Consider the following 17,372-nt stretch of genomic DNA (forward strand, 5'->3'; position numbering starts at 1 on the left):
CGTGAAGTGCACACCATCCTTCGGCGAGCACGATCACACGATCGTCTTCATACAGTACGTCGCATTCAAGAGGGCCTCGGTCGCACGCTTACCTTCAATCGTCGCGCGGCGTTTGGCACATTGGCGTGCAAGCACCAACGCAGCGAGGCGGAATCGCAGGCAAGCACTCGTCCCATAGGCAGCCAGGTCTCCGTCATCTACGAGCCAGGGAATCCACGCAATGCGGCGCTTGAGGTCATGCGGGACGGCGGCGCGTTCCGCTGGTTCCTCGTGGCTTCAGGAGGCGCGTTCCTCTTGCTTGGCGTTGCCATGCTCCATCCAGCGTCCTGGCGAGGGAAGAAGACGTGACAGCACCTATGGTCCTTCGTCCGATGAGTGCCTGCTTGGGCATCGATGCGCCCAAAGCCGATTGCGGCCAGAACCCGACATTCGGAACGTCTGCCCCGTTCGCCTAGCCGCTGCCGCCCGGGGACGCGCGGAGCGGTTGGGTCCAGTCGGTTCAGGCCCGTCCGTCGATGTTGCAGCAAAATGTTCGCTGCCGGTGGCTTCCACCTTTTGTGTCGCGCCCGGAATCGAGCGCGCGCTTAGCGCCGCAAACGCTCCATCGCGTTCGTCGAATTGCTGAAGCCTAGCTTGCCGAAGAATTCGGCGGCACCTTCTCATCCGGCGCGGAGCACCCGTGCCTGGTTCGGTCCCTGTGAGGCTTTACTTCATTCGCGCCCGGTTGGCTTCGATTGCGCTGCTGATATGGTCGATGGTCGCCTTGCGGATTGCGTGGTTCTTGGCCGCTGCCTTGAACCAGCCCGCCTTCTCAACTACGTTGTCGATGATGTCTATCGCCGCCTTTGGCTTCAGCCCCATCTGCTGCGCCAGCTTGAGAAGGTCTGCGCGGGAGGGTGCGAGCGCTTCGCCGCAGATGTCCATCTGGTGCTCACCGCCAGGACCTTCGCAGAACGTCAGGTCGTAGGCCGGCGACAGCTGCCATGCGCCAGCACGCGTCATTCGGAAAGAGAAGTTCTTTGCGTGGTCATCGCGGTTGTTGAACACGACGTTGAAGACGCAACGCTCGAATGCCTTGATGACTTCGCGCTCGTCACGAGTGAGGAACCGGGTGAGGCGAATGAACGAGGTGTAGTCGACCGACGACGGCAGGCGGAAGTTGGCGTTGAGCAGTGCTGCCACGGTCTGGATAGGGGCGCGCTGGCCTTCTTGACGGTCAAAACGCGCGATACCGAAGGCCGCCAGCTTCTTGTCGAGGTCAAAGTACTGGGTTTGCGGCACGTCGAGGCCACAGTTGCGTGCGAATGACGCGTACAAGTCCTCGATGGCACACACCTCCTTGTGCTCGTTCTCTGCCTGGAACTTGACGAGCCAAGGCACACCGGCGGCGTACTCCGAGTTGACCATGCGACCGCTGGCCTGGTCATAGTTGACCAGCACCTTCGGGCGCGCACCATGAGGCGACCCGCCCATCACCACCAGCTCGCGCAGCAGCTCAACGCTTTCGTCCTCCATGACGTCGCGCACTTCGTTGGCCAGCGCCAGCAGGTCGACATCGGCTTTTTCCAGTGGCTCAGCCTGCGGTGGCTCGAAGACCAAAGCGCCCATCGAGTTGCTGTTCACCAGCGCCAGCCGGTCCAGTGGGGACACGCGAGCCGGATTGAAGCCCTTCTTGCGAAAGAGCTTGTCCTGCAGAGCGAGGCCCCAACCGTCCGGCAGGCTATCCGCGATGAGGCCGGGCAGTCCGTACTGGTGGTGCGGAAAGTCCCCGTAGGCTGCGGGACGTAGCTTGAGATTCAGCGGCGACAGCTCGAGCCCGCGTGCCATCGCTTCAGGCGTGTACTCAAACAGCAGTTGCTTACCGTTGTCGGCCAGTTCCCCAAGAGGATAGAGCTCGCCCCAGCCGGCGTAGATGACGGTCAGTTTCTTCACTTGTTCGAAGTCCTTGCACGCTTGCGGCCAGCACTGGCGGCTTCCAGCTGCTTGATAGAGGTGGCGCGTTGTACGAAGAGGCCAGACAGCTCGGACACGAGGCCAAGGGCCATCACGACCTTCACAAGCGATTCCAGCGTCGCCTGCCCCTTCGTTTCGAGGTTCTGGACGGTGCCCTTCGAGACGCCAGCGCGCGCCGCCACCTCGGCCTGCGTCAGATTCTGGGCAAGCCGCTGGGCCTGAAGTCGCCGACCGATTTCGGTCCCGATTTCGGAGACTGTGGCGAGCTCAAATAGCAACATGTTGTGCCTTATCATGGCAAATGGCAGTTAACGCTTTATATTTTATGCTTTAATGCCTTCAGGGTCAACCGCGAGACCCTGCGTTACACACAACATATTCTTGCTTAACTGCGAATTCTCCATCCTAGGCTCAATTTTTTGCAATTTAAATCGTTCGCGAGCGGCACCTCCGCCGGCCCTGCCCGGAGCCCCGGTCGAACCCCTTTACAGCCGCTTGCTCGGCGTCGAAGCTGACGTCGTTGCCCTGTATGAGCAGTTCTTTGAAGAACCTCGCCTTGGCCGCGGTGATGTGTATGTGTTTCAGAGCGGCGCCGCTGAGCTCAATGCGTTCGTCATCGACATGTACCAAGACAGGACAAACCAAGTCGACTTCATCTCGCTCGCCTTTCGGTGCCACGGCTCGACTCCACAGGCCGTGAGGAGGCACCTCAGAGCGTTCTTCGATGCGGCATCTGTCCAAGTTGTCTACGAAGAAGCGAACTGCTCCGCTCGATTCAGGAGCTTGTTCGACCCTGGGCAGTACCCGCGCCGGATGGAGGAAGCTGGCTACGTGCAACAGCTGCATCTCCGCCAGAATGGTTGGCTTGGCAAGCCTCCTACAACCGCCGGACCCGGCCATTGGCTGACCTCCACCACATCCCGAAAAAGTGTTTCCACGGAAACCCCGTCGTCGTAGGATGAAACGCCAGGAGCGGGCGCCCTCGCAAAACTTGCACAACCCGCTCATGAGTGGAGAAGTGCCATGCCTACGTACCAATATCGTTGCGCAAAGTGCGGCGAAGTTTTCGAGCACATCGAACACGTCGCTGAGCACGAGACTGCTCGTCTGCGTTGCCCGAAGTGCGCCAGTGAAGCCGTTCAGCACCAGCCGACGAAATTCTTTGCGAAGACGTCCAAGAAAAGCTAGGTCATCCACCCGAAACCGCCGGTGATTTGTTCTCTACAGGTGTTCGGGGCCGCTGTCGGACGTCCACTTGATGCACGGCAGGTCCAAAACTTCGGCGACCTGCTGGCGCGCAAATAGACGCCTATCTGAGGCCGGTTGCCATCGCCCAGTATCGGCCGCGTACGACAGCGCGCTTACGGCGAATACCGGTCAGTCACAGCCGTCCCAGAATTCCAGCGAAAGCGGACGGCCGGGCCGGGAGAGCAACTGCTCAGGCTTGAAGCGACCATTTCAGCGCGCCCAACCACTCGAGTACCAGCGGGGTCCGCTTTGCTCGAGGACCTAGCTTTTCCCGGCGGCACACCAGAGCCTTCGTGCCAAGGGGACAGTGCGGCCAGAAGCGCAGACAGCCCCTTCTCCAGCAGCAGAAACTCACTGTCGCAGGGGCGAAGTCATACAAATCGATTGGCAGGATGCGGCGGGCGGCCTACATTGGTCTTCCACCCACCAGGAGGAACGCACCATGCCGATTCGCATCGCATCGTTGACCCACCGCATCGCGAAGAACGGCGCGATGCTTCACAAGGCGACGATGGACCGCGTCCACTCGCTGGGTGCGGACCATGAGCCGTCAGAAGCCGAGCAGGTGCTGGCCGAGGAGCGCCGCCTACTCAAGGAGGAACGTGCGAAGCGCCAAGCGCAGGCGCAGCAGCCGAGGGCGAAGGCCATCGACAAGCTGGTGAGGACGCACCACCCGCAGGCCAAGGAGAAGCCCTGGGGAAATAAGGAGCCCAAGGAGGCTAAGAAGGCCACGGCTGGCAAGGCCCACAGGCCCTCGCGTGCCGAGAAGCACGCTGCGCAGGCGGCGGCCCTGCAGGCCGCGAGTAGAGCGGCAAAGAAGTCTGCGAAGACCTGAGAAGGCTCTCAGGCACCGCGCGGAGCACGGACGTGCACTTCCAAGTACTGGCGGAGTGCGAATCGCCCTGCTTCACCAAGGCTTTTCAAGTTGGCGTGGGTCGCCGCGCAAGGCTGCCCCCAGCGTGCACGCGGCGCCGCTCCGTTGGCGCAGTTCGCGCTCCAGTTCGTGAGCGCGGCCATTGGCGTCTCGTTCGCCATGCAACGCTCGAGTTCGCCATTGCGTAGCTAGCGCTGCCAACTGGTCGTCGCTGAGGTCTTCAAACTCGGATGGTGAATTCACGCTCTGATTATTGCTAGGCGCCCCTGTCCTTAGGCCCTTGAACGACCCATCGGACTTGTAGGCGGTGTATTCACGCCACACTAGCTTCTTGCCCGAAACCCGCATCGAAGTGACGCCGGTTTCGAGCCATGGATTGCCACTCATTCCTTGAGGTAGCTCAAGGAATGGGCCTGTTCCGCCGGTGTAACAGCGCTCAAGCTCGTCGCCTGCCTGCCGTTATTCAGGGTGCCATGTCAAAGCCTCAGCAACCAGCACAACCCGAGCTGTCATATCACCCGAACCTCGGCGACCGAATCGTCCAGGACGACGGACTGTATTTGCTCGTATCGCTGGCCGGAGTGCCTGGCAGTAAAGCCAAGGGACTCCTCCTGCGCCGAATGCCACGCAGTCCAAAAACACCCTATGGCCTCGAATGCCTGGGGCACCACCTGCTGCTTACTGACGGACGATGGTATGCGTCGCGGGTAATCGGCGGCGACAGTGAGCATGCGAACAAGACCACCACTGGCGTCTTCCAAACGGAGCTCGACGCCTTGGTCAATCTCTGGGCCAGCCGACGTTCGCCCGGCCTCGCACTGATGGTTTGAGGGACCGACCGCCAGGCGCGGACCGATGGTCGCCTAGCGAACCCCGACCAAGTTCCAGGAATCCGCCATGCCAATCGTCGAGAAGGCCATCGAACCGTCTTCGACCGCATTCAGGTGTCACGAGCTTCATTGACCGCAGCAGGCAGATGAAATACATGCATCCTCCCCCAGCGCCCTGTGGAGTTCTCAATCAAGACGACAGATGAGCAATGCGTTTCGATTGGGCCGTACAGCCGAAGGCGGTCCTCGAGCTCGGCAGCGGCAACCTCTGCATGAATGACGTCTCCGTGCGCCACCGTGAGGTGAGGAATCGACCCCGCGTGCTCACCGCCGTATGGAGGGAACTCCGGGAAGGCCTGCGCGAGTGAAGCCGTCATGGCCGTGAAAGGCACCAAAGGAAAAGGTGCCAAGTACGCAGTTGTCCGAAACCGCCCGACGCCCTCGAGCGAGAACTCGAATGAGCTGACGCTAACCAATGCCGTCCGAGCTTTCTGAAGAACGGCGGGAGTCACGTATGCTGGGTCCATGAATGGGTACAGGACCGTGACGTGCGCAGGCACGCCGAGCTGAGCTGTCGAGTCGAAGCGTTCCCGCAAGTCGCCGACAAGCGCTTCGGCTGATGGCACCTCAACAATGAACGCTGACGTCGGCATGGCCGTTCCTCACCCCGAAGTCTACATCTGGACGAGTTCGATGAGGCCTAAAGGTCAGTGGTCATGGTGGTGTAGTACCCGGTGAGCCTACCGCCCTGCGTCGCCTCGGCTCCGCGTGCCTTCCGGGTCGACAACAGCAGCGTTGCGGCCGCCACCCCGAACAGCAAGAGAAGTACCCACGCGCCGAATGCATAGACCAGTCCAACTGGCAAGAGAACAGCGAGTAGCAGAAAGAGCGTCCTGACCATGGCGTCAGTTTGCCTCCCAGAGGACGTCTTGTGTCGTGACGAAGTGGACGCGGGAGATAGAAATCTCGGACTGAGGGCTCGGCCTTCGTCGGGACTCGCTGCTACTGCGAAAAGCCGTCAAGCTTTTTCGCACAAACAGCATGCCAAGCGACGGCATCCATCGGCTTCGCCGAAGACCAATCAATTCGTTCCGAAGACGATGGATGCGCGGAAAAGCCGAAGAACTGAGTCGGCTTCCTCGAGTGCCCCTTGCTTTGCGCCAAACGAACGCCGCCGGTTAGCAAATTCATATCCCGCCAGTACCTGGAGTTCATCAGGCTCTTGAACTCGTCGAAGCTAGAGGCGGCATAGTGAACGCCACCGACCAAGACGTCCAGTTTCTCGACATTGCCAGGAGGCCTCAGGAAAAAAAGGTCTCCAAAGGCCGAAGCGCCGATGGGGACGAGGGGACCCGACACAGTCTTGGGCCACATGTCGAGCAAGCGCTGAAATTCCAGATGAGACGCGTCCGTAAAGAGGTCATCCCATGAAAGTTGGGTCATTGATGAGTAACACGAAAGCTGGGACCGGGCAGAAATGATATGGGGCAAGTGACCGTCGATTTCCGACAAACGGGATAGCTCTTGCAGCCAGGGCTCCGAACACGCGCCGGCGCAGGTCACCGTTACAGACATCGATGTGGAGCCCTCGTAGCATCTCGTGAGCTTCGGTGATGGAGTTCAAGCTGCGTGGCCCGCGCTCCCTTCGCGCGCCGACAAATCAATCGTGTCGCACCCGCGTCTACCCGTAGTGACGCTCTCCAAAAAGTTATCGCGCCGTTTTCTTTCAGCTCTGCAGTAGCCCGAACTGTTGCTGCGACGCAGCAGATGAAGCCGAATGGCCTCTGATTTGCGCTTTCATTCGCGGCTCGGAGGTCCAACGCTTTTACGATTTAGTCATCATGGGTGCAGGGTTGCGGGTGAGAGACGAGTTGAGCCAGTTCTTCTTCTGGCTCCGGGAGTTTGAAACAAGGGTGCGAGGCGTCGGCGGCGGCGCTCGCTGGTACACATCTTCCGGGCTACAGGCTCGCGTTCAGTATTCCTGGTTCGAAGCCGCTGTCGCCGGCGCTCCGGCCCTTTGCATCTCCAATCTCCAATTCTTTGGGGCCAATGAGGGTCAAGGCTTCATAGAGGCATTGTCCGGATGGTTCTCCAGCGACCACCACGCTCTCGAGGCGGAAGTACTCGTCATAAAGCATCCGTGTGGTTCGACGCTTTGCCAATGGCTTGCTCCGGGTCCATTCGAGAGATTTCGAGCGCCAGGTGAAGTCAATCACTCTTGGTACTTGAAGCGAGCCTGCGTACCGGTTGAAGAGCCCGCTGTCTGCCTCCCACCTTACGCAGCAGCACTCACAGGAATCTGGTTGGGTCGCGTTGGCGCAGGCAACGCGTTGGGCGAAAGCAGAGAAGAAGAGGAGAGACAGGTGACATCCAAAGGTACATTCGGCATCAGTAGCCGAGACGCGGTACTCGCCGCGCTTCGCAATTCGAAGGGCCCTGCAGATGGTTTCATCGTGGCCAGGGCCGCCAAGGTGAGTCCTCTACAGGCCACACGAGCGATGGAAAAGCTGGTTGCCGAAGGGCTGTTGGTCAAGAAGGACGCGCTGGATGGGTTCAACGACCCATCAGCGACCTTCGAAGCGATGCGACCGTAGCCTCCCGACGCCGTCTGAGGGCCGGGAGGCGCACGGGGCGTCGCTTGAACAGGTCAAGGCTTGAAGACGTCGACCGGCATGAGGATGACAGGGGTAGTGCCCCGATTCTCCCAGTAGTGAGATACGCCATTGCCGGCCGGCACCATTTCGCCGGCCGCATGTGGCACTTCAACGCCGTTCCTCACCTCCACCACGTTGCCTTGCACCACGTATTCAAATGTGGGCCAATTGACGGCCAGTCGCCTCAGGAATTTCAGTACTCAGGTCTATGCTTCCCAGCACACTGGTGGTCACACCCTTGTTGTCCGTTGGCCCTGCGGCCTGCACCAACGCTGCCCAGCAGGACGCGGCGGCAAGCGCAAACAGGATGCATCTCGCAGCATGCCTTTTGCCCGTTCGCTCGCCGGAAGCAAGCAGGGGTTGGGAAGCGAGAGGGTGTGAAATCGACATAGCAGCCTCCATTTGGCGCGACCAGCAATTCTGCTGCTTCTCGGTGTTGTCGGTCCCACAAGAGGCGAACTAGGCAGCTCCCACGGGTCTTGGCCGACAGTAGCCAGTGACGGCATTCGAAACACTGGTCTCGTAGCCGACCTCTCCAGGGCGAATAGGCAGTCTGTGCGCTGACGCTGATGTTGAGCCGGGGCAAGACCTTTTGGGCGGCCCCCTCTCTCATTCGAACAGGGTGCGCATGGCCTGCCTGCCGGCCGCCACATCGCTGAAACGGCGTCCACCAATTGCGCCCCCGTCGACCACGATGTCGGTGCCGTTGACGAATGACGATTCGTCACTGGCCAGGTAGATGGCGGCATTGGCTATGTCGTCGGGAATGCCGGCACGCGGCACGGCTTGCATCTTGCCCAGCACCGCCTTCATTTTTTCAGCGCTGGCTTCAGCTTCCGCACCCGTCAGGCCATACGCCTTACCGAAGATGGCAGTAGCGATGCCGCCCGGAGAGATGGAATTGACCCGGACGTTGTCCTCGCCCAGTTCCAGCGCTGCGCAGCGGCTCAGGTGAATCAGCGCGGCCTTGGCGGCCGAGTAGCCCAGCGTTCCCGCATAGCCGGCGCGGTGCCCGGCGATGGAACCAATGTTGATGATGCTGCCATGCTGCTGCGCACGCATGAGCGCCGCGACATGCTTCATGTGCGCCATAGCACCGCGCACGTGCACCGCAAACGTGTAGTCGAAGTCTTCCAGCGACACAGTTTCCAGGCGGGCGCTTCCAGTGGCACTGCCAGCGTTGTTCACCAACACGTCGATGCGGCCGCTTTGGGCCATGGCGGCGGCAATGGTGCGCGCGGCATCAGCTTCCACCGCGGCGTCTGCTTCGATGAACGTCGCGCCGGTGTCTTGGGCCACCTTGGCGCCCAATTCTGCGCGCCGACCACTGAAAAGGACCGAGGCCCCTTCTTGGACGAATCGCTCAACCATGCGCCGACCGATGCCGCTGGTGCCGCCGGTGACTACGGCGACCTTACCTTTGAGTCTCATATCGGCCTCGGAGGTTGTGTTGGGATGGACGAGTGTGAAGGCGCACCTTCAGATGGTCAAGGCGCACAACAGCTCTGCGGACGGCCTGTTCCTCAGACGAAGCTAGCAGGTCCGGTGAGCGATAGGAGAGAGCGGCTGGTCGAACACCGCCAAGGAAGCGAGGCCATGTGCCGAAGCGGAGTCGAACACCGTCGATTTGCCTGCTGCATGGGCGAATTCTGGGCCGGGGTTGAAAGTCCGTAGTTGGCCGAACTTTGCCACACGACCGACGATGGTCAGTTTGTTCCAAACGCCTAGGCAGCAGGCACAGCGGGTCAGCGATTTGCGCCGGAGCGCTTCTTCGTGGCCGGCTTCTTCTGAGGCGCCTTCGTCGCAGCCATCTCCCCGGCAGCCGGCTTCTTTCGCGCGGCCGCGCCGCCCTTGCGCAGGACGGCCTCCCAGGCCAGGCGGGCCCAGTGTGCCGCTTCCTCGCGGTCTTCATAGATTTCGGGCGGCGCTTCCACGTACGAGGTCGGCGTCAGCTTGCCCGAGCGCATGTACTCGAAAGGCGCGAGCCCCTTCGCCTCGAACTTCGCTCGGCTCTCCTCGTCAGTCTTGAGGTACAGGCGCTCGCCGCTCACGAGGCCGAACATCCGACCCTCGTGGAAGATGCCGTGGCCGCCGAACATGCGGCGGGCTGACACACGGCCGAAGCGCTCGAACACTTCGGGGAGTTCCTCGGCCAGTTTCATCGTCTTATGCCCAGTTTCATGAGGAAGCGCTGGCGGACCGACAACCAATGGCTCATGGCGCGTAGGAAAGAAGAGTGGTTCGGAGCGAAATTCTGACCGAGGTCGGAAGGTCCGGAGTTGGCCGGATTCTGCCTCTCGAGTGCGCTACTCCACCTACCTGCTTGCGTTTCGGTCGCCTTTGGAGGCGCCCACCGCAATCACCCTGAAGAGGCAAGCCATAACTCCCGTCGCGAGGCCGAGGACGCCCATGCCCAAATTCCGGTCGGAGAATGCGAAGGCCACCAAAAGGAGCGAAGCCACCAAGGGCAACCAGAACGTCCAAAGCTGCTCGACGAACGAGAGGAAGCGCATCTGCGAGTCTCCAGTTTGAAGTGGTCACGGTTGCGACGAGGTGCTCGCAGCCTACTGTATCGAGAGCCTCGCGTGGGCCGAACTGGCTATGGGCCAGTTCGAGCCTCCTCGGTTCGTGTCTGGACCAATCCGAGCTTACGCAGTTGCTCCTCGAGTTCGGCTGTCGTGGTCCAAGGCAAGATTTCCGAGTTATTTCGCTCGTCCGGTGGATTTGACGGCAGACCATCAGACCATCCCCCGTGTCCTACGAGAGGTAGCAATGGACGGCGGTGCAGCCAAGCGAGGCAAACCTCAGAAATCGTGCCGGCCCTTCCACCGATGACGATGCAGGCATCACCCGACAAGGCCATGAGCAAGTTGCGCGCGTCACCCATGCCGCAGGGCACAACCACCGTTGCGGGCCAATCAGCGGGCGGCATGTGGTCAGGTGGCACGATGCTCAACACCAGACCGCCCGCACCTATGGCACGTTCGGCAGCAACCCTTGTTGCGGGACTACCGCAGCCGCTAACCAAGGTCATGCCGAGCGAAGCCAAGAGCGCGCCGACTTCACCCGCCCGCTCAAACGCCGAGGAGCCTGGTTCGGCGCTACCAAGCACGCAAATTTGGGGCCGCCGAGTTATTGGAGTCGTCATGGTCGGAGAGGCATCGCTTAGATGGATTGGGGAGCGCCTGAAAGTCGTCTCACGGCCGGATTCTGAATTGGTTCACACGAGCCGCCGTCAGTCCGCGGTCAGAGCATCTTCCGATAGACAACGAATCCCGATTTCTCGGCAACCTTGTCGTAGAGCATCATCGCCGTGGCATTGGTCTCATGGGTTTGCCAGTACACCCGCGGTGCACCGGCCTCCCTCGCCCGCCGGTAGACTTCCTCGATGAGCGCGCGTGCGACGCCCCTCCCTCTGGAAGCTTCGACTGTGTAAAGGTCCTGCAGATAGCAGCTCGGGCCGCGCTGAATGGTGCTGCGATGGAAGAGAAAGTGGGCGAGGCCGAGAAGGCCCGAAGAGTTCTCCGCCACCAGCGCATGCATTGGCTCGTCGGCATCAAGGAAGCGCGACCAGGTCGTGCGCGTGATGTCGGCCGGTAACGCCGTCGCTCCGCTGCGACCATAGAACGCGTTGTAGCCATTCCAGAGTGACAGCCAAGCCACGAAGTCGCCCTCAACGGCTGGACGGATGAAGAATTGTTCGGACACAGTAGGACTTGAGCTTGGACGGTTGGGGAAGCGAGGACGGAGTTTCTAGACGAGCGTCGAAGGTCTGGTTCCGCATCCTGCCACAGGCCGCGTGCTATCGAAGGCGATAGCCCCCTGGGTTCTCTGCTTCCTCATCGCGCCTCGTCGGATAGAACGGCTTCTTCTCGTCGAGGTCGTAGAACAGCTGCCCATGGATTCCCATCGCTTGGGCCTTGACGACTCGACGCGCCCATAGCGCCTCGAATGCTCTGTTGAGAGCTGCTTCGTGTCCGCCGCGCCCGTACACCTCATCGATGAAAGCGATGTCCTGACCTTCAGGAAAGATGAGCGCGAATTCTTCGTCAGTAGCGGCAAAGATGTCGTACACGCAGTTCACTGCGCCGTCGATGACCTGAATGTTCTTCATCTAAGGTTCTTGGTGGGGGTCGGCATCGGAGGTCCGCCGTTGGCCATCTGCAGTCTAGGCGTTGGGCGGGGTCCAGTTGGACGTGTTTGCATCAAGCCCAAGGCGCTTCTGAATTCCGATGACAACGTCGTACAGCGTCCTTGGGCTATCCATAGCACGTTGGAACTCCGCTTCCGTGATTTCATCTTCCCGCCATGCGTTCACCAGCGACCCCGCGTCATAGCGCACGAAGTACCTGTCCCCGCGGCGAACAACCTGGCCGTGCTGAAGCTCGTAGATAGTCTCATTCAGGAATGCGTCCCGAGGGTCCGGTTGTGGCCGCATTCTGCCGGAGCTTGCCAGCGCCGGTCCGCGCCTAAGCGGTCATCGGGCTTGCTCGGAAGCGGCCGTTCGTCGCATGCCTGAGCGGACAAGCTCAAGCTGCAGTGGTCGCCGGAGCAGATTGCGGGGTGGCTCAAACACACTTACCCTTGCGACGAGAGCCCAAGCGTTCCGCATGTTGCCCGCGGTTGAAACCCTGGCCAGAGGGAACTAAGCTGGACGCGAAGACCTGAAGGGGGCGCACATGGCAAAGACCGGCATTGACAGCGCCATCGCAGAGAGCCATGCGGCTCTGGATGCTATCTTGAGGGGCGACCCCGGTGGGTACGAGTCCTTGTTCTCCACTGCCGAGGACGTGACGCTTGGAAACCCGTTCGGCCCCTATGCGCGCGGTCGGCGTAACGTCGAGGAGACACTGGCCCGTGCGGCCGCAAACTACCGCGACGGAGAGGCCACGGGGGTCGACCTGGTCGAGCGGTACGTCTCCGATGAGCTCGCATGTATTGTCGAGGTCGAGCACGGACGGGCGAAGGTTGGCGGCGGCGCTAACCTCGTACCGGTGGCTGTTAGAGTGACCAGCGTCTTTCGGCTGGAGGGAGACAAGTGGAAGCTCGTTCATCGGCATGCAGACCCGATTACAACGCCGCGTCCGGCCTTGTCTGTTATAGCCCCTGGCGCTGGCTAACGCACGCCGGCGGGTGTTAGGAGCTTGAACGAGGGGTGACGACCGCTCCTGGCCTGACGCTGCGGGCGGCCCGCGCATTGTGCAGGGCCGCCAATGGCCGTCAAGCATCCGTGTGCTCCGCCAACTCCAAGGCATCCTCGACCTCGATGCCGAGGTAGCGTACCGTGCTTTCAATCTTGCTGTGCCCAAGGAGCAACTGCACGGCGCGCAAGTTCTTCGTGCGCCGGTAAATCAACGATGGCTTCGTCCTGCGCATCGAATGGGTGCCGTAAGCCGAGCTGTCGAGGCCGATTTCCTCAACCCAACTATCAACGATGCGAGCGTACTGGCGAGTTCCGATGTGCGGCGATTCATGAATCCGGCTTGGGAAGAGGAAGTCTCCCGCCTTCAGATGCGCTGCCGCAATCCACGCCTCTACGGCCAACCGCGTTGGCCCCGTCATCTCGAACTGGACTGGCTGCCCGGTCTTCTGCTGCATCACCTTGGCGCGGGCCGCAGCGCGCTCACCGTTTGAGACGTCGCGGACCCGGAGTTGCACCAAGTCGCAGGCTCGGAGCTTGCTGTCGATGCCGAGGTTGAACAGCGCGAGGTCGCGCACCCGACCTTGCAGTTCCAACCGCACCCGAATGGCCCAGATTTCCTTGAGCCTGAACGGAGTCTTCTGGCCGACCAGCTTGCCCTTGTTCCATGCTTCGCGATGAGTCGTCGAGATTGCTTGCATGATGAGCTCCTGTAGAGGAAAGGAACCTCAGTCTGCGCTGGTAGCTCTGGCGACGGGCAGCTTCTCTGGACTCTCTCCGAACGGCTCGGTCTACGATGCCAACCTTAAAGCGCGAACAGAGATGAAATCCGACAAACCTAGCAACGGTGCGTCCTGGGGCGATGTCAAAGCAAAGCTGGCCCACTTCGACCGCGACGGCTTGGTCGGATTGGTTCATGACCTCTGCGCGGCGAGCAAGGACAACCAAGTATTCCTTCATACGCGTTTCGAACTCGGCGGAGATGGCTTGGCACCGTACAAGGCCACCATCAACCGTTGGCTCTGGCCCGACACGCTCCGAAACCAGGGAGTCTCCGTCGCCAAGGCGAAGAAGGCCATCGCGGACTACAAGAACGCCATTGGCCAACCGGAGGGTTTGGCTGAATTGATGGTCTTCTACTGCGAACGCGCATCAGCCTTCAGCATCGAAGTCGGGCTGCAGGATGAGGCCTTCTTCGCGGCGCTCGTGCGGATGTTCGAGCAGGCGTTGCAGGCTATCGCGAGGCTGCCAGATGCGCAGCGCCCCCTTCTGATGCAACGTTTGGGTGCCGTGTGCCGTGCCAGCTACAGCATCGGCTACGGGGTTGGTGAAGCCATGAGCGAGCTGCTTTTCGAGTACGGTGACGACGAGTTGCCGCAATCGCCGCAGTGAGGCTCCGGCAGGTCGTCGCTTCGGCAGACGTGTAGCCTCCGAACTCGATGTGGGAAGGGTCCTCGTCCGTCTGCTATTCCGGCTGACTCCCCCCTGGATTGACTAAGTTAGTCAGCTTCAACGGATACAGTCGGGCGCATGGCAACAGCAAAGGAGAAAGTCATGGCCCAAACGTACTTGCAAGTTCAAAAGCAAATCCAGAGTCTGCAACGTGAGGCAGAGAGGCTACGGATGCGAGAGATGAGTGGAGTCATCGACCGCATCAAGGTAGCAATCGCTGAATATGGCATCACCGCCGAGCAACTCGGATTCGGTTCCCCATCGAAGGGCGTCATTGCCAAGAAGACTTCAAGCAAGGCCCCGAGCGCGGGAAAAGCCAAGTATGCCAATGGACAGGGACAAGTCTGGGGAGGCATGGGGCCTCGACCGGCGTGGTTGCGCGCGGAACTGGAAGCCGGCAAGTCGCTCGAGGACTTCCTGGTGAGTAAGGCCTCGACCCAGGCGAAGCCGGCTACCGGCAAGACTCGGGCTACCGCGACGAGGCCGGCCGCTGCCAAAACTGCGAAGGGCGCGCAAAAGCGTCGCGCGAAAAAACAGTATGCGGACCCAGCGAGTGGTAAAACTTGGGCAGGGATGGGGCCTCAGCCCGGATGGCTTAAGGACCTAGTCGCGTCTGGCAAGACGCTTGAGGAACTCGCGGTCTAGCCCGGAGAGAAACCTGAAGCCGTATGACCGATGCATCGAACCGACAAGATGAGCTGAACAAACCGGCGCTTTGCGCTTCATGCGCCGCAGTCCAGCGCAACTGGCGCCGCGCGCCCGGGCATGCCGAACTGGTTCAAATGTCTAGTCGCAAGGTGGAGCGCAGCGATGGCGATAGCGGCGGTCACACGGTCACCATCACCAGCTACCGTTGCGACGCCTGCGGCACGCGGTGGGAGTACGAAAACGACAAGACAAACCAACAAGCAGGCTGGTCAGTCGTTGAGAAGTAGGTTCTCTTCTCAGGGTCGAGGTCTGCTGTCGGCCGACCGGAGCCTGTAGCGGCCATCGTCTCGGGGGAAGGCCCAGCGCATGGGATAGCTCCGCTCAATGGCGCGCATCTAGATTCGCAAACCCGCGATGCCGCGCCCGATGGCAGCATGGACGCATGAAGCTCCAAAAAGTCATCGGCCTTGCAATCAGCGCCTCGGGTCTCGCCGTCATCGTCTCCGGCATCATCCATTAGGCGAGCGCCACTGGTGTAGTGGAGTTCGAACCAAGTGGCCTTGCGCGCGCCGCGAACGCCCGCTTTCCCGCAAAGTCTGGGGTGCAGGCGACCGTCTAGTCTTGGCCGGAAGAAGCCGCTTGCGGATGCCTCTGCCCGTTAGCTATACAAGACCGTCAAAATCACGCAGCCCACTGCGATGACTCCGACAACAATGGCTTCGGCCTGATTGAGGGTCAATTTTTTCTTGAAAACGAACTTTGCAAGCAAGCAAATTGCGATTGCTGCGACGCAACCTAGAAGGTATGCCATCGCGGCTGACGTATTGGCGGGATTGATTTTCATCGTTAGCTCGCCACCTTACCTGTAAGCATAAGCATGGTGTCCAGCACGAGCCAAAGGCCAATTAGCACAACGTCCATATGAGCGTCGTTGGTTGTGGCCGAGCTTGAAGTTCGTGTGCACACGCCCCGGCCGCCGCGGCCCCTATTGGTTCTGGTCGACTGTAGCCTGTCGTCTCGGCGTTCGGGACCAAGGCTGACCTCGGGTCTCGCGATGGAGCAAAGAATGGGCGTTTGCTACAGTGCTTCTATGACCGACGCGACCACGCTCCCTCCTGACCTTCAAGCCGCAATGCGTGAACGCGACGAAGCCTTTTACGCGGTCGATTCGGCTCGGTGGGGTAGATACACAGCGAGCAATTTCACGACTGTCCAGCAGAACGGCCAGTTCATGTCTCGGACCGAACGGATTGGCAACCTCCAAACGCAGAAGCATCGGCCCTATGTCCCGCGGGAACGCGAGAAACACGAACAGCAAGGAGACCTTGTAGTCACTCGTTTTTTCAGCGGCGGGCTGTGGGTAGTTGAGGTCTGGAAGCGTATTGACGGCGCATGGGCGACCGTCATGACTCAAGCCACCACGGCGATTTCCGACAAGCCCTAACCCGCTGCTCATAGGTTGTCGGTGGCCTTTCCGGTACCGACTTCGCCCTTGACACTATCGACGTCGGGGCTCTGAGAGATGCGAGCAGGGAAGGCCACTTGTGGCCTGCTCCTGCACATCGCAGCTGCGCCATCACGCGCCGCCCAGAAGCATGCACCCTCCCAGCCGGCCTCGAGGCATCATTGCGACCCGGTAAAAGGACTTGCGCATGTACTACGTCGTAGTGGCCGTTCTGATGTTTGCTCTGCCCGTTCTTTCGGTTATCTGGGAGATGGGGCATGGCGGTGCGGCCCTCACACCGCTTCTCATCGCGAAGTGGTACGTCTTCTGGGCAGTGGGATGGCGCCTGTTCCTCGCGGGTGTCCGACAGGTAGCCCAGCCTGCCTACACCGCACAAGAAATCCTGGGACTCAAGAGCGACGAGTCCTTGGTTGTGGTGCGCGAACTCGGCTTCGCAAATCTCGCGATGGGAACGTTGGGCATCCTGAGCATCGCTGTCCCGCCCTGGCAACTGGCAGCCGCGCTGGCCGGAGGCATCTTCTATGCACTGGCCGGCGTGGCCCACGTGCTTCAGCCACACCGTAACCGCCTTGAGACTGTGGCGATGCTGTCGGACCTGTTCGCCGCCGTCGTGCTGCTAGGCACTTGTATCCTTGCATTCTTCGGCCGCTGACGAGCGAGTGACCGGTCCGGCGAACTTATCACCGTGGCATACCGACACAGGGTTCGTCGCGGGAGCGCTCAGTGGAAGGCGGAACGTAGAGGCCGAAAGTGGGGTTGTGGCCGACTGTAGCCTGTCAGCCTCGCCGGAGCTTCGGGCCCCGGGGTGTTGCCCTTCAAGGGCCAGCGAGCCTCAAGCAGCCTTGAGTAGCGCGGCGGGCAGGAATGGGAGGATGTTGCTCATCGCCCGCGAAACGAACTGCTCCTTCTCGCCCACAGGTGCAACGTAGTGGAGTGCGCTCTCAGCGGCCTCGACACCTTCAAGCCGCGCAATAATCCACGCGGCCACGGCTCTACTTGGGCTCCTGGAACGAGTGGTCGCGGGACCTCTCACTTCCGATCGAGGAGGGCCCACCTTATTAATGTTCCGAGGGGCCGGTAGATCAGAGCCTTGACGAATGAATGGCGA

General features: G+C 60.8%; 24 protein-coding genes and 1 pseudogene. 11 read left to right on the plus strand and 14 right to left on the minus strand.

What is annotated here, in order from left to right; all coding sequences use genetic code 11:
* On the plus strand, positions 1-348 hold a 348-nt coding region (locus tag BLW05_RS36330), incomplete at its 5' end, for a DUF3592 domain-containing protein (RefSeq protein ID WP_218135264.1).
* Between the two features lie 357 nt (positions 349-705).
* Here BLW05_RS36330 and BLW05_RS32375 read toward each other — a convergent pair.
* The 3 genes from BLW05_RS32375 to BLW05_RS32385 all read right to left on the minus strand — a co-directional run bounded on the left by BLW05_RS32375 (position 706) and on the right by BLW05_RS32385 (position 2,853).
* Positions 706-1,932 (minus strand): type II toxin-antitoxin system HipA family toxin, encoded by a 1,227-nt coding sequence (locus tag BLW05_RS32375; RefSeq protein WP_093168538.1) that lies wholly within the window; start codon positions 1,930-1,932, stop codon positions 706-708.
* Positions 1,929-2,234, minus strand: coding sequence for a helix-turn-helix domain-containing protein (locus BLW05_RS32380; protein WP_256330604.1), 306 nt, complete (start codon positions 2,232-2,234; stop codon positions 1,929-1,931). The genes BLW05_RS32375 and BLW05_RS32380 overlap by 4 nt, the downstream gene beginning before the upstream one ends.
* Positions 2,235-2,379: 145 nt before the next feature.
* Positions 2,380-2,853 carry a hypothetical protein gene (locus tag BLW05_RS32385; RefSeq protein WP_093168540.1) on the minus strand — a complete coding sequence of 158 codons (474 nt, stop codon included), beginning with the start codon at positions 2,851-2,853 and terminating at the stop codon, positions 2,380-2,382.
* A 123-nt stretch (positions 2,854-2,976) separates the two neighbouring features.
* On the opposite strand from BLW05_RS32385, the gene BLW05_RS32390 reads away from it, so the two are divergent.
* From BLW05_RS32390 to BLW05_RS35730, 3 genes are all read left to right on the plus strand, one after another.
* Positions 2,977-3,141, plus strand: a complete 165-nt coding sequence (locus BLW05_RS32390; RefSeq protein ID WP_093168542.1) for an FmdB family zinc ribbon protein — start codon at positions 2,977-2,979, stop codon at positions 3,139-3,141.
* A gap of 502 nt (positions 3,142-3,643) precedes the next feature.
* Positions 3,644-4,036, plus strand: coding sequence for a hypothetical protein (locus BLW05_RS32395; protein ID WP_093168544.1), 393 nt, complete (start codon positions 3,644-3,646; stop codon positions 4,034-4,036).
* Between the two features lie 512 nt (positions 4,037-4,548).
* Positions 4,549-4,905, plus strand: coding sequence for a hypothetical protein (locus BLW05_RS35730; RefSeq protein ID WP_143044992.1), 357 nt, complete (start codon positions 4,549-4,551; stop codon positions 4,903-4,905).
* Positions 4,906-5,015: 110 nt separating this feature from the next.
* Here the strand turns inward: BLW05_RS35730 and BLW05_RS32405 are convergent, their stop codons facing one another.
* From BLW05_RS32405 to BLW05_RS32420, 3 genes are all read right to left on the minus strand, one after another.
* Positions 5,016-5,558, minus strand: a complete 543-nt coding sequence (locus BLW05_RS32405; protein WP_093168548.1) for a 2'-5' RNA ligase family protein — start codon at positions 5,556-5,558, stop codon at positions 5,016-5,018.
* A gap of 349 nt (positions 5,559-5,907) precedes the next feature.
* On the minus strand, positions 5,908-6,348 hold the full coding sequence (locus tag BLW05_RS32415; protein WP_143044993.1) for a hypothetical protein: 441 nt from the start codon (positions 6,346-6,348) through the stop codon (positions 5,908-5,910).
* Between the two features lie 515 nt (positions 6,349-6,863).
* Positions 6,864-7,121 (minus strand): hypothetical protein, encoded by a 258-nt coding sequence (locus BLW05_RS32420; protein ID WP_143044994.1) that lies wholly within the window; start codon positions 7,119-7,121, stop codon positions 6,864-6,866.
* A 147-nt stretch (positions 7,122-7,268) separates the two neighbouring features.
* Between BLW05_RS32420 and BLW05_RS35735 the strand changes: the two genes are divergently transcribed.
* Positions 7,269-7,499 (plus strand): hypothetical protein, encoded by a 231-nt coding sequence (locus BLW05_RS35735; protein WP_143044995.1) that lies wholly within the window; start codon positions 7,269-7,271, stop codon positions 7,497-7,499.
* A 669-nt stretch (positions 7,500-8,168) separates the two neighbouring features.
* Here the strand turns inward: BLW05_RS35735 and BLW05_RS32425 are convergent.
* From BLW05_RS32425 to BLW05_RS32450, 5 genes are all read right to left on the minus strand, one after another.
* The gene (locus BLW05_RS32425) at positions 8,169-8,990 is read right to left on the minus strand and encodes an SDR family NAD(P)-dependent oxidoreductase (RefSeq protein ID WP_093168555.1); all 822 of its coding nucleotides are present in this window, start codon (positions 8,988-8,990) and stop codon (positions 8,169-8,171) included.
* A 314-nt stretch (positions 8,991-9,304) separates the two neighbouring features.
* Entirely contained in the window at positions 9,305-9,721 is a 417-nt protein-coding gene (locus tag BLW05_RS32430; RefSeq protein WP_093168556.1) for a TfoX/Sxy family protein, read from the minus strand.
* A 437-nt stretch (positions 9,722-10,158) separates the two neighbouring features.
* Positions 10,159-10,707 (minus strand): SLOG cluster 4 domain-containing protein, encoded by a 549-nt coding sequence (locus BLW05_RS32440; protein ID WP_093168560.1) that lies wholly within the window; start codon positions 10,705-10,707, stop codon positions 10,159-10,161.
* A 98-nt stretch (positions 10,708-10,805) separates the two neighbouring features.
* The gene (locus BLW05_RS32445) at positions 10,806-11,267 is read right to left on the minus strand and encodes a GNAT family N-acetyltransferase (RefSeq protein WP_093168562.1); all 462 of its coding nucleotides are present in this window, start codon (positions 11,265-11,267) and stop codon (positions 10,806-10,808) included.
* A 94-nt stretch (positions 11,268-11,361) separates the two neighbouring features.
* Positions 11,362-11,673 carry a hypothetical protein gene (locus BLW05_RS32450; protein WP_093168564.1) on the minus strand — a complete coding sequence of 104 codons (312 nt, stop codon included), beginning with the start codon at positions 11,671-11,673 and terminating at the stop codon, positions 11,362-11,364.
* 565 nt (positions 11,674-12,238) lie between these two features.
* On the opposite strand from BLW05_RS32450, the gene BLW05_RS32460 reads away from it, so the two are divergent.
* A complete protein-coding gene (locus tag BLW05_RS32460) occupies positions 12,239-12,679 on the plus strand; it encodes a YybH family protein (protein WP_093168568.1) in 441 nt (146 codons plus the stop codon).
* Between the two features lie 100 nt (positions 12,680-12,779).
* Here the strand turns inward: BLW05_RS32460 and BLW05_RS32465 are convergent, their stop codons facing one another.
* Positions 12,780-13,400, minus strand: a complete 621-nt coding sequence (locus BLW05_RS32465) for a tyrosine-type recombinase/integrase (protein ID WP_093168570.1) — start codon at positions 13,398-13,400, stop codon at positions 12,780-12,782.
* 121 nt (positions 13,401-13,521) lie between these two features.
* Here BLW05_RS32465 and BLW05_RS32470 point away from each other — a divergent pair, with 121 nt between their 5' ends.
* The 3 genes from BLW05_RS32470 to BLW05_RS32480 all read left to right on the plus strand — a co-directional run bounded on the left by BLW05_RS32470 (position 13,522) and on the right by BLW05_RS32480 (position 15,086).
* The gene (locus BLW05_RS32470; RefSeq protein ID WP_093168572.1) at positions 13,522-14,091 is read left to right on the plus strand and encodes a hypothetical protein; all 570 of its coding nucleotides are present in this window, start codon (positions 13,522-13,524) and stop codon (positions 14,089-14,091) included.
* Between the two features lie 162 nt (positions 14,092-14,253).
* Positions 14,254-14,796, plus strand: coding sequence for an H-NS family nucleoid-associated regulatory protein (locus BLW05_RS32475; protein WP_177142904.1), 543 nt, complete (start codon positions 14,254-14,256; stop codon positions 14,794-14,796).
* 23 nt (positions 14,797-14,819) lie between these two features.
* On the plus strand, positions 14,820-15,086 hold the full coding sequence (locus BLW05_RS32480; RefSeq protein ID WP_093168576.1) for a hypothetical protein: 267 nt from the start codon (positions 14,820-14,822) through the stop codon (positions 15,084-15,086).
* A gap of 371 nt (positions 15,087-15,457) precedes the next feature.
* Here BLW05_RS32480 and BLW05_RS35740 read toward each other — a convergent pair whose 3' ends face one another.
* Positions 15,458-15,643 (minus strand): hypothetical protein, encoded by a 186-nt coding sequence (locus BLW05_RS35740; RefSeq protein WP_143044996.1) that lies wholly within the window; start codon positions 15,641-15,643, stop codon positions 15,458-15,460.
* Positions 15,644-15,889: 246 nt separating this feature from the next.
* Between BLW05_RS35740 and BLW05_RS32485 the strand changes: the two genes are divergently transcribed.
* Complete coding sequence (locus BLW05_RS32485) at positions 15,890-16,243, plus strand: hypothetical protein (RefSeq protein ID WP_093168686.1); 354 nt, start codon at positions 15,890-15,892, stop codon at positions 16,241-16,243.
* A gap of 208 nt (positions 16,244-16,451) precedes the next feature.
* Complete coding sequence (locus BLW05_RS32490) at positions 16,452-16,916, plus strand: DUF6790 family protein (RefSeq protein WP_093168578.1); 465 nt, start codon at positions 16,452-16,454, stop codon at positions 16,914-16,916.
* Between the two features lie 180 nt (positions 16,917-17,096).
* Here the strand turns inward: BLW05_RS32490 and BLW05_RS32495 are convergent.
* Positions 17,097-17,255: pseudogene (locus tag BLW05_RS32495) on the minus strand (AraC family transcriptional regulator); the annotation flags it as partial.
* Positions 17,256-17,372 lie beyond the last annotated feature (117 nt).

Source organism: Variovorax sp. YR216 (assembly GCF_900107745.1).
In the GTDB taxonomy this organism is placed as follows: domain Bacteria; phylum Pseudomonadota; class Gammaproteobacteria; order Burkholderiales; family Burkholderiaceae_C; genus Variovorax.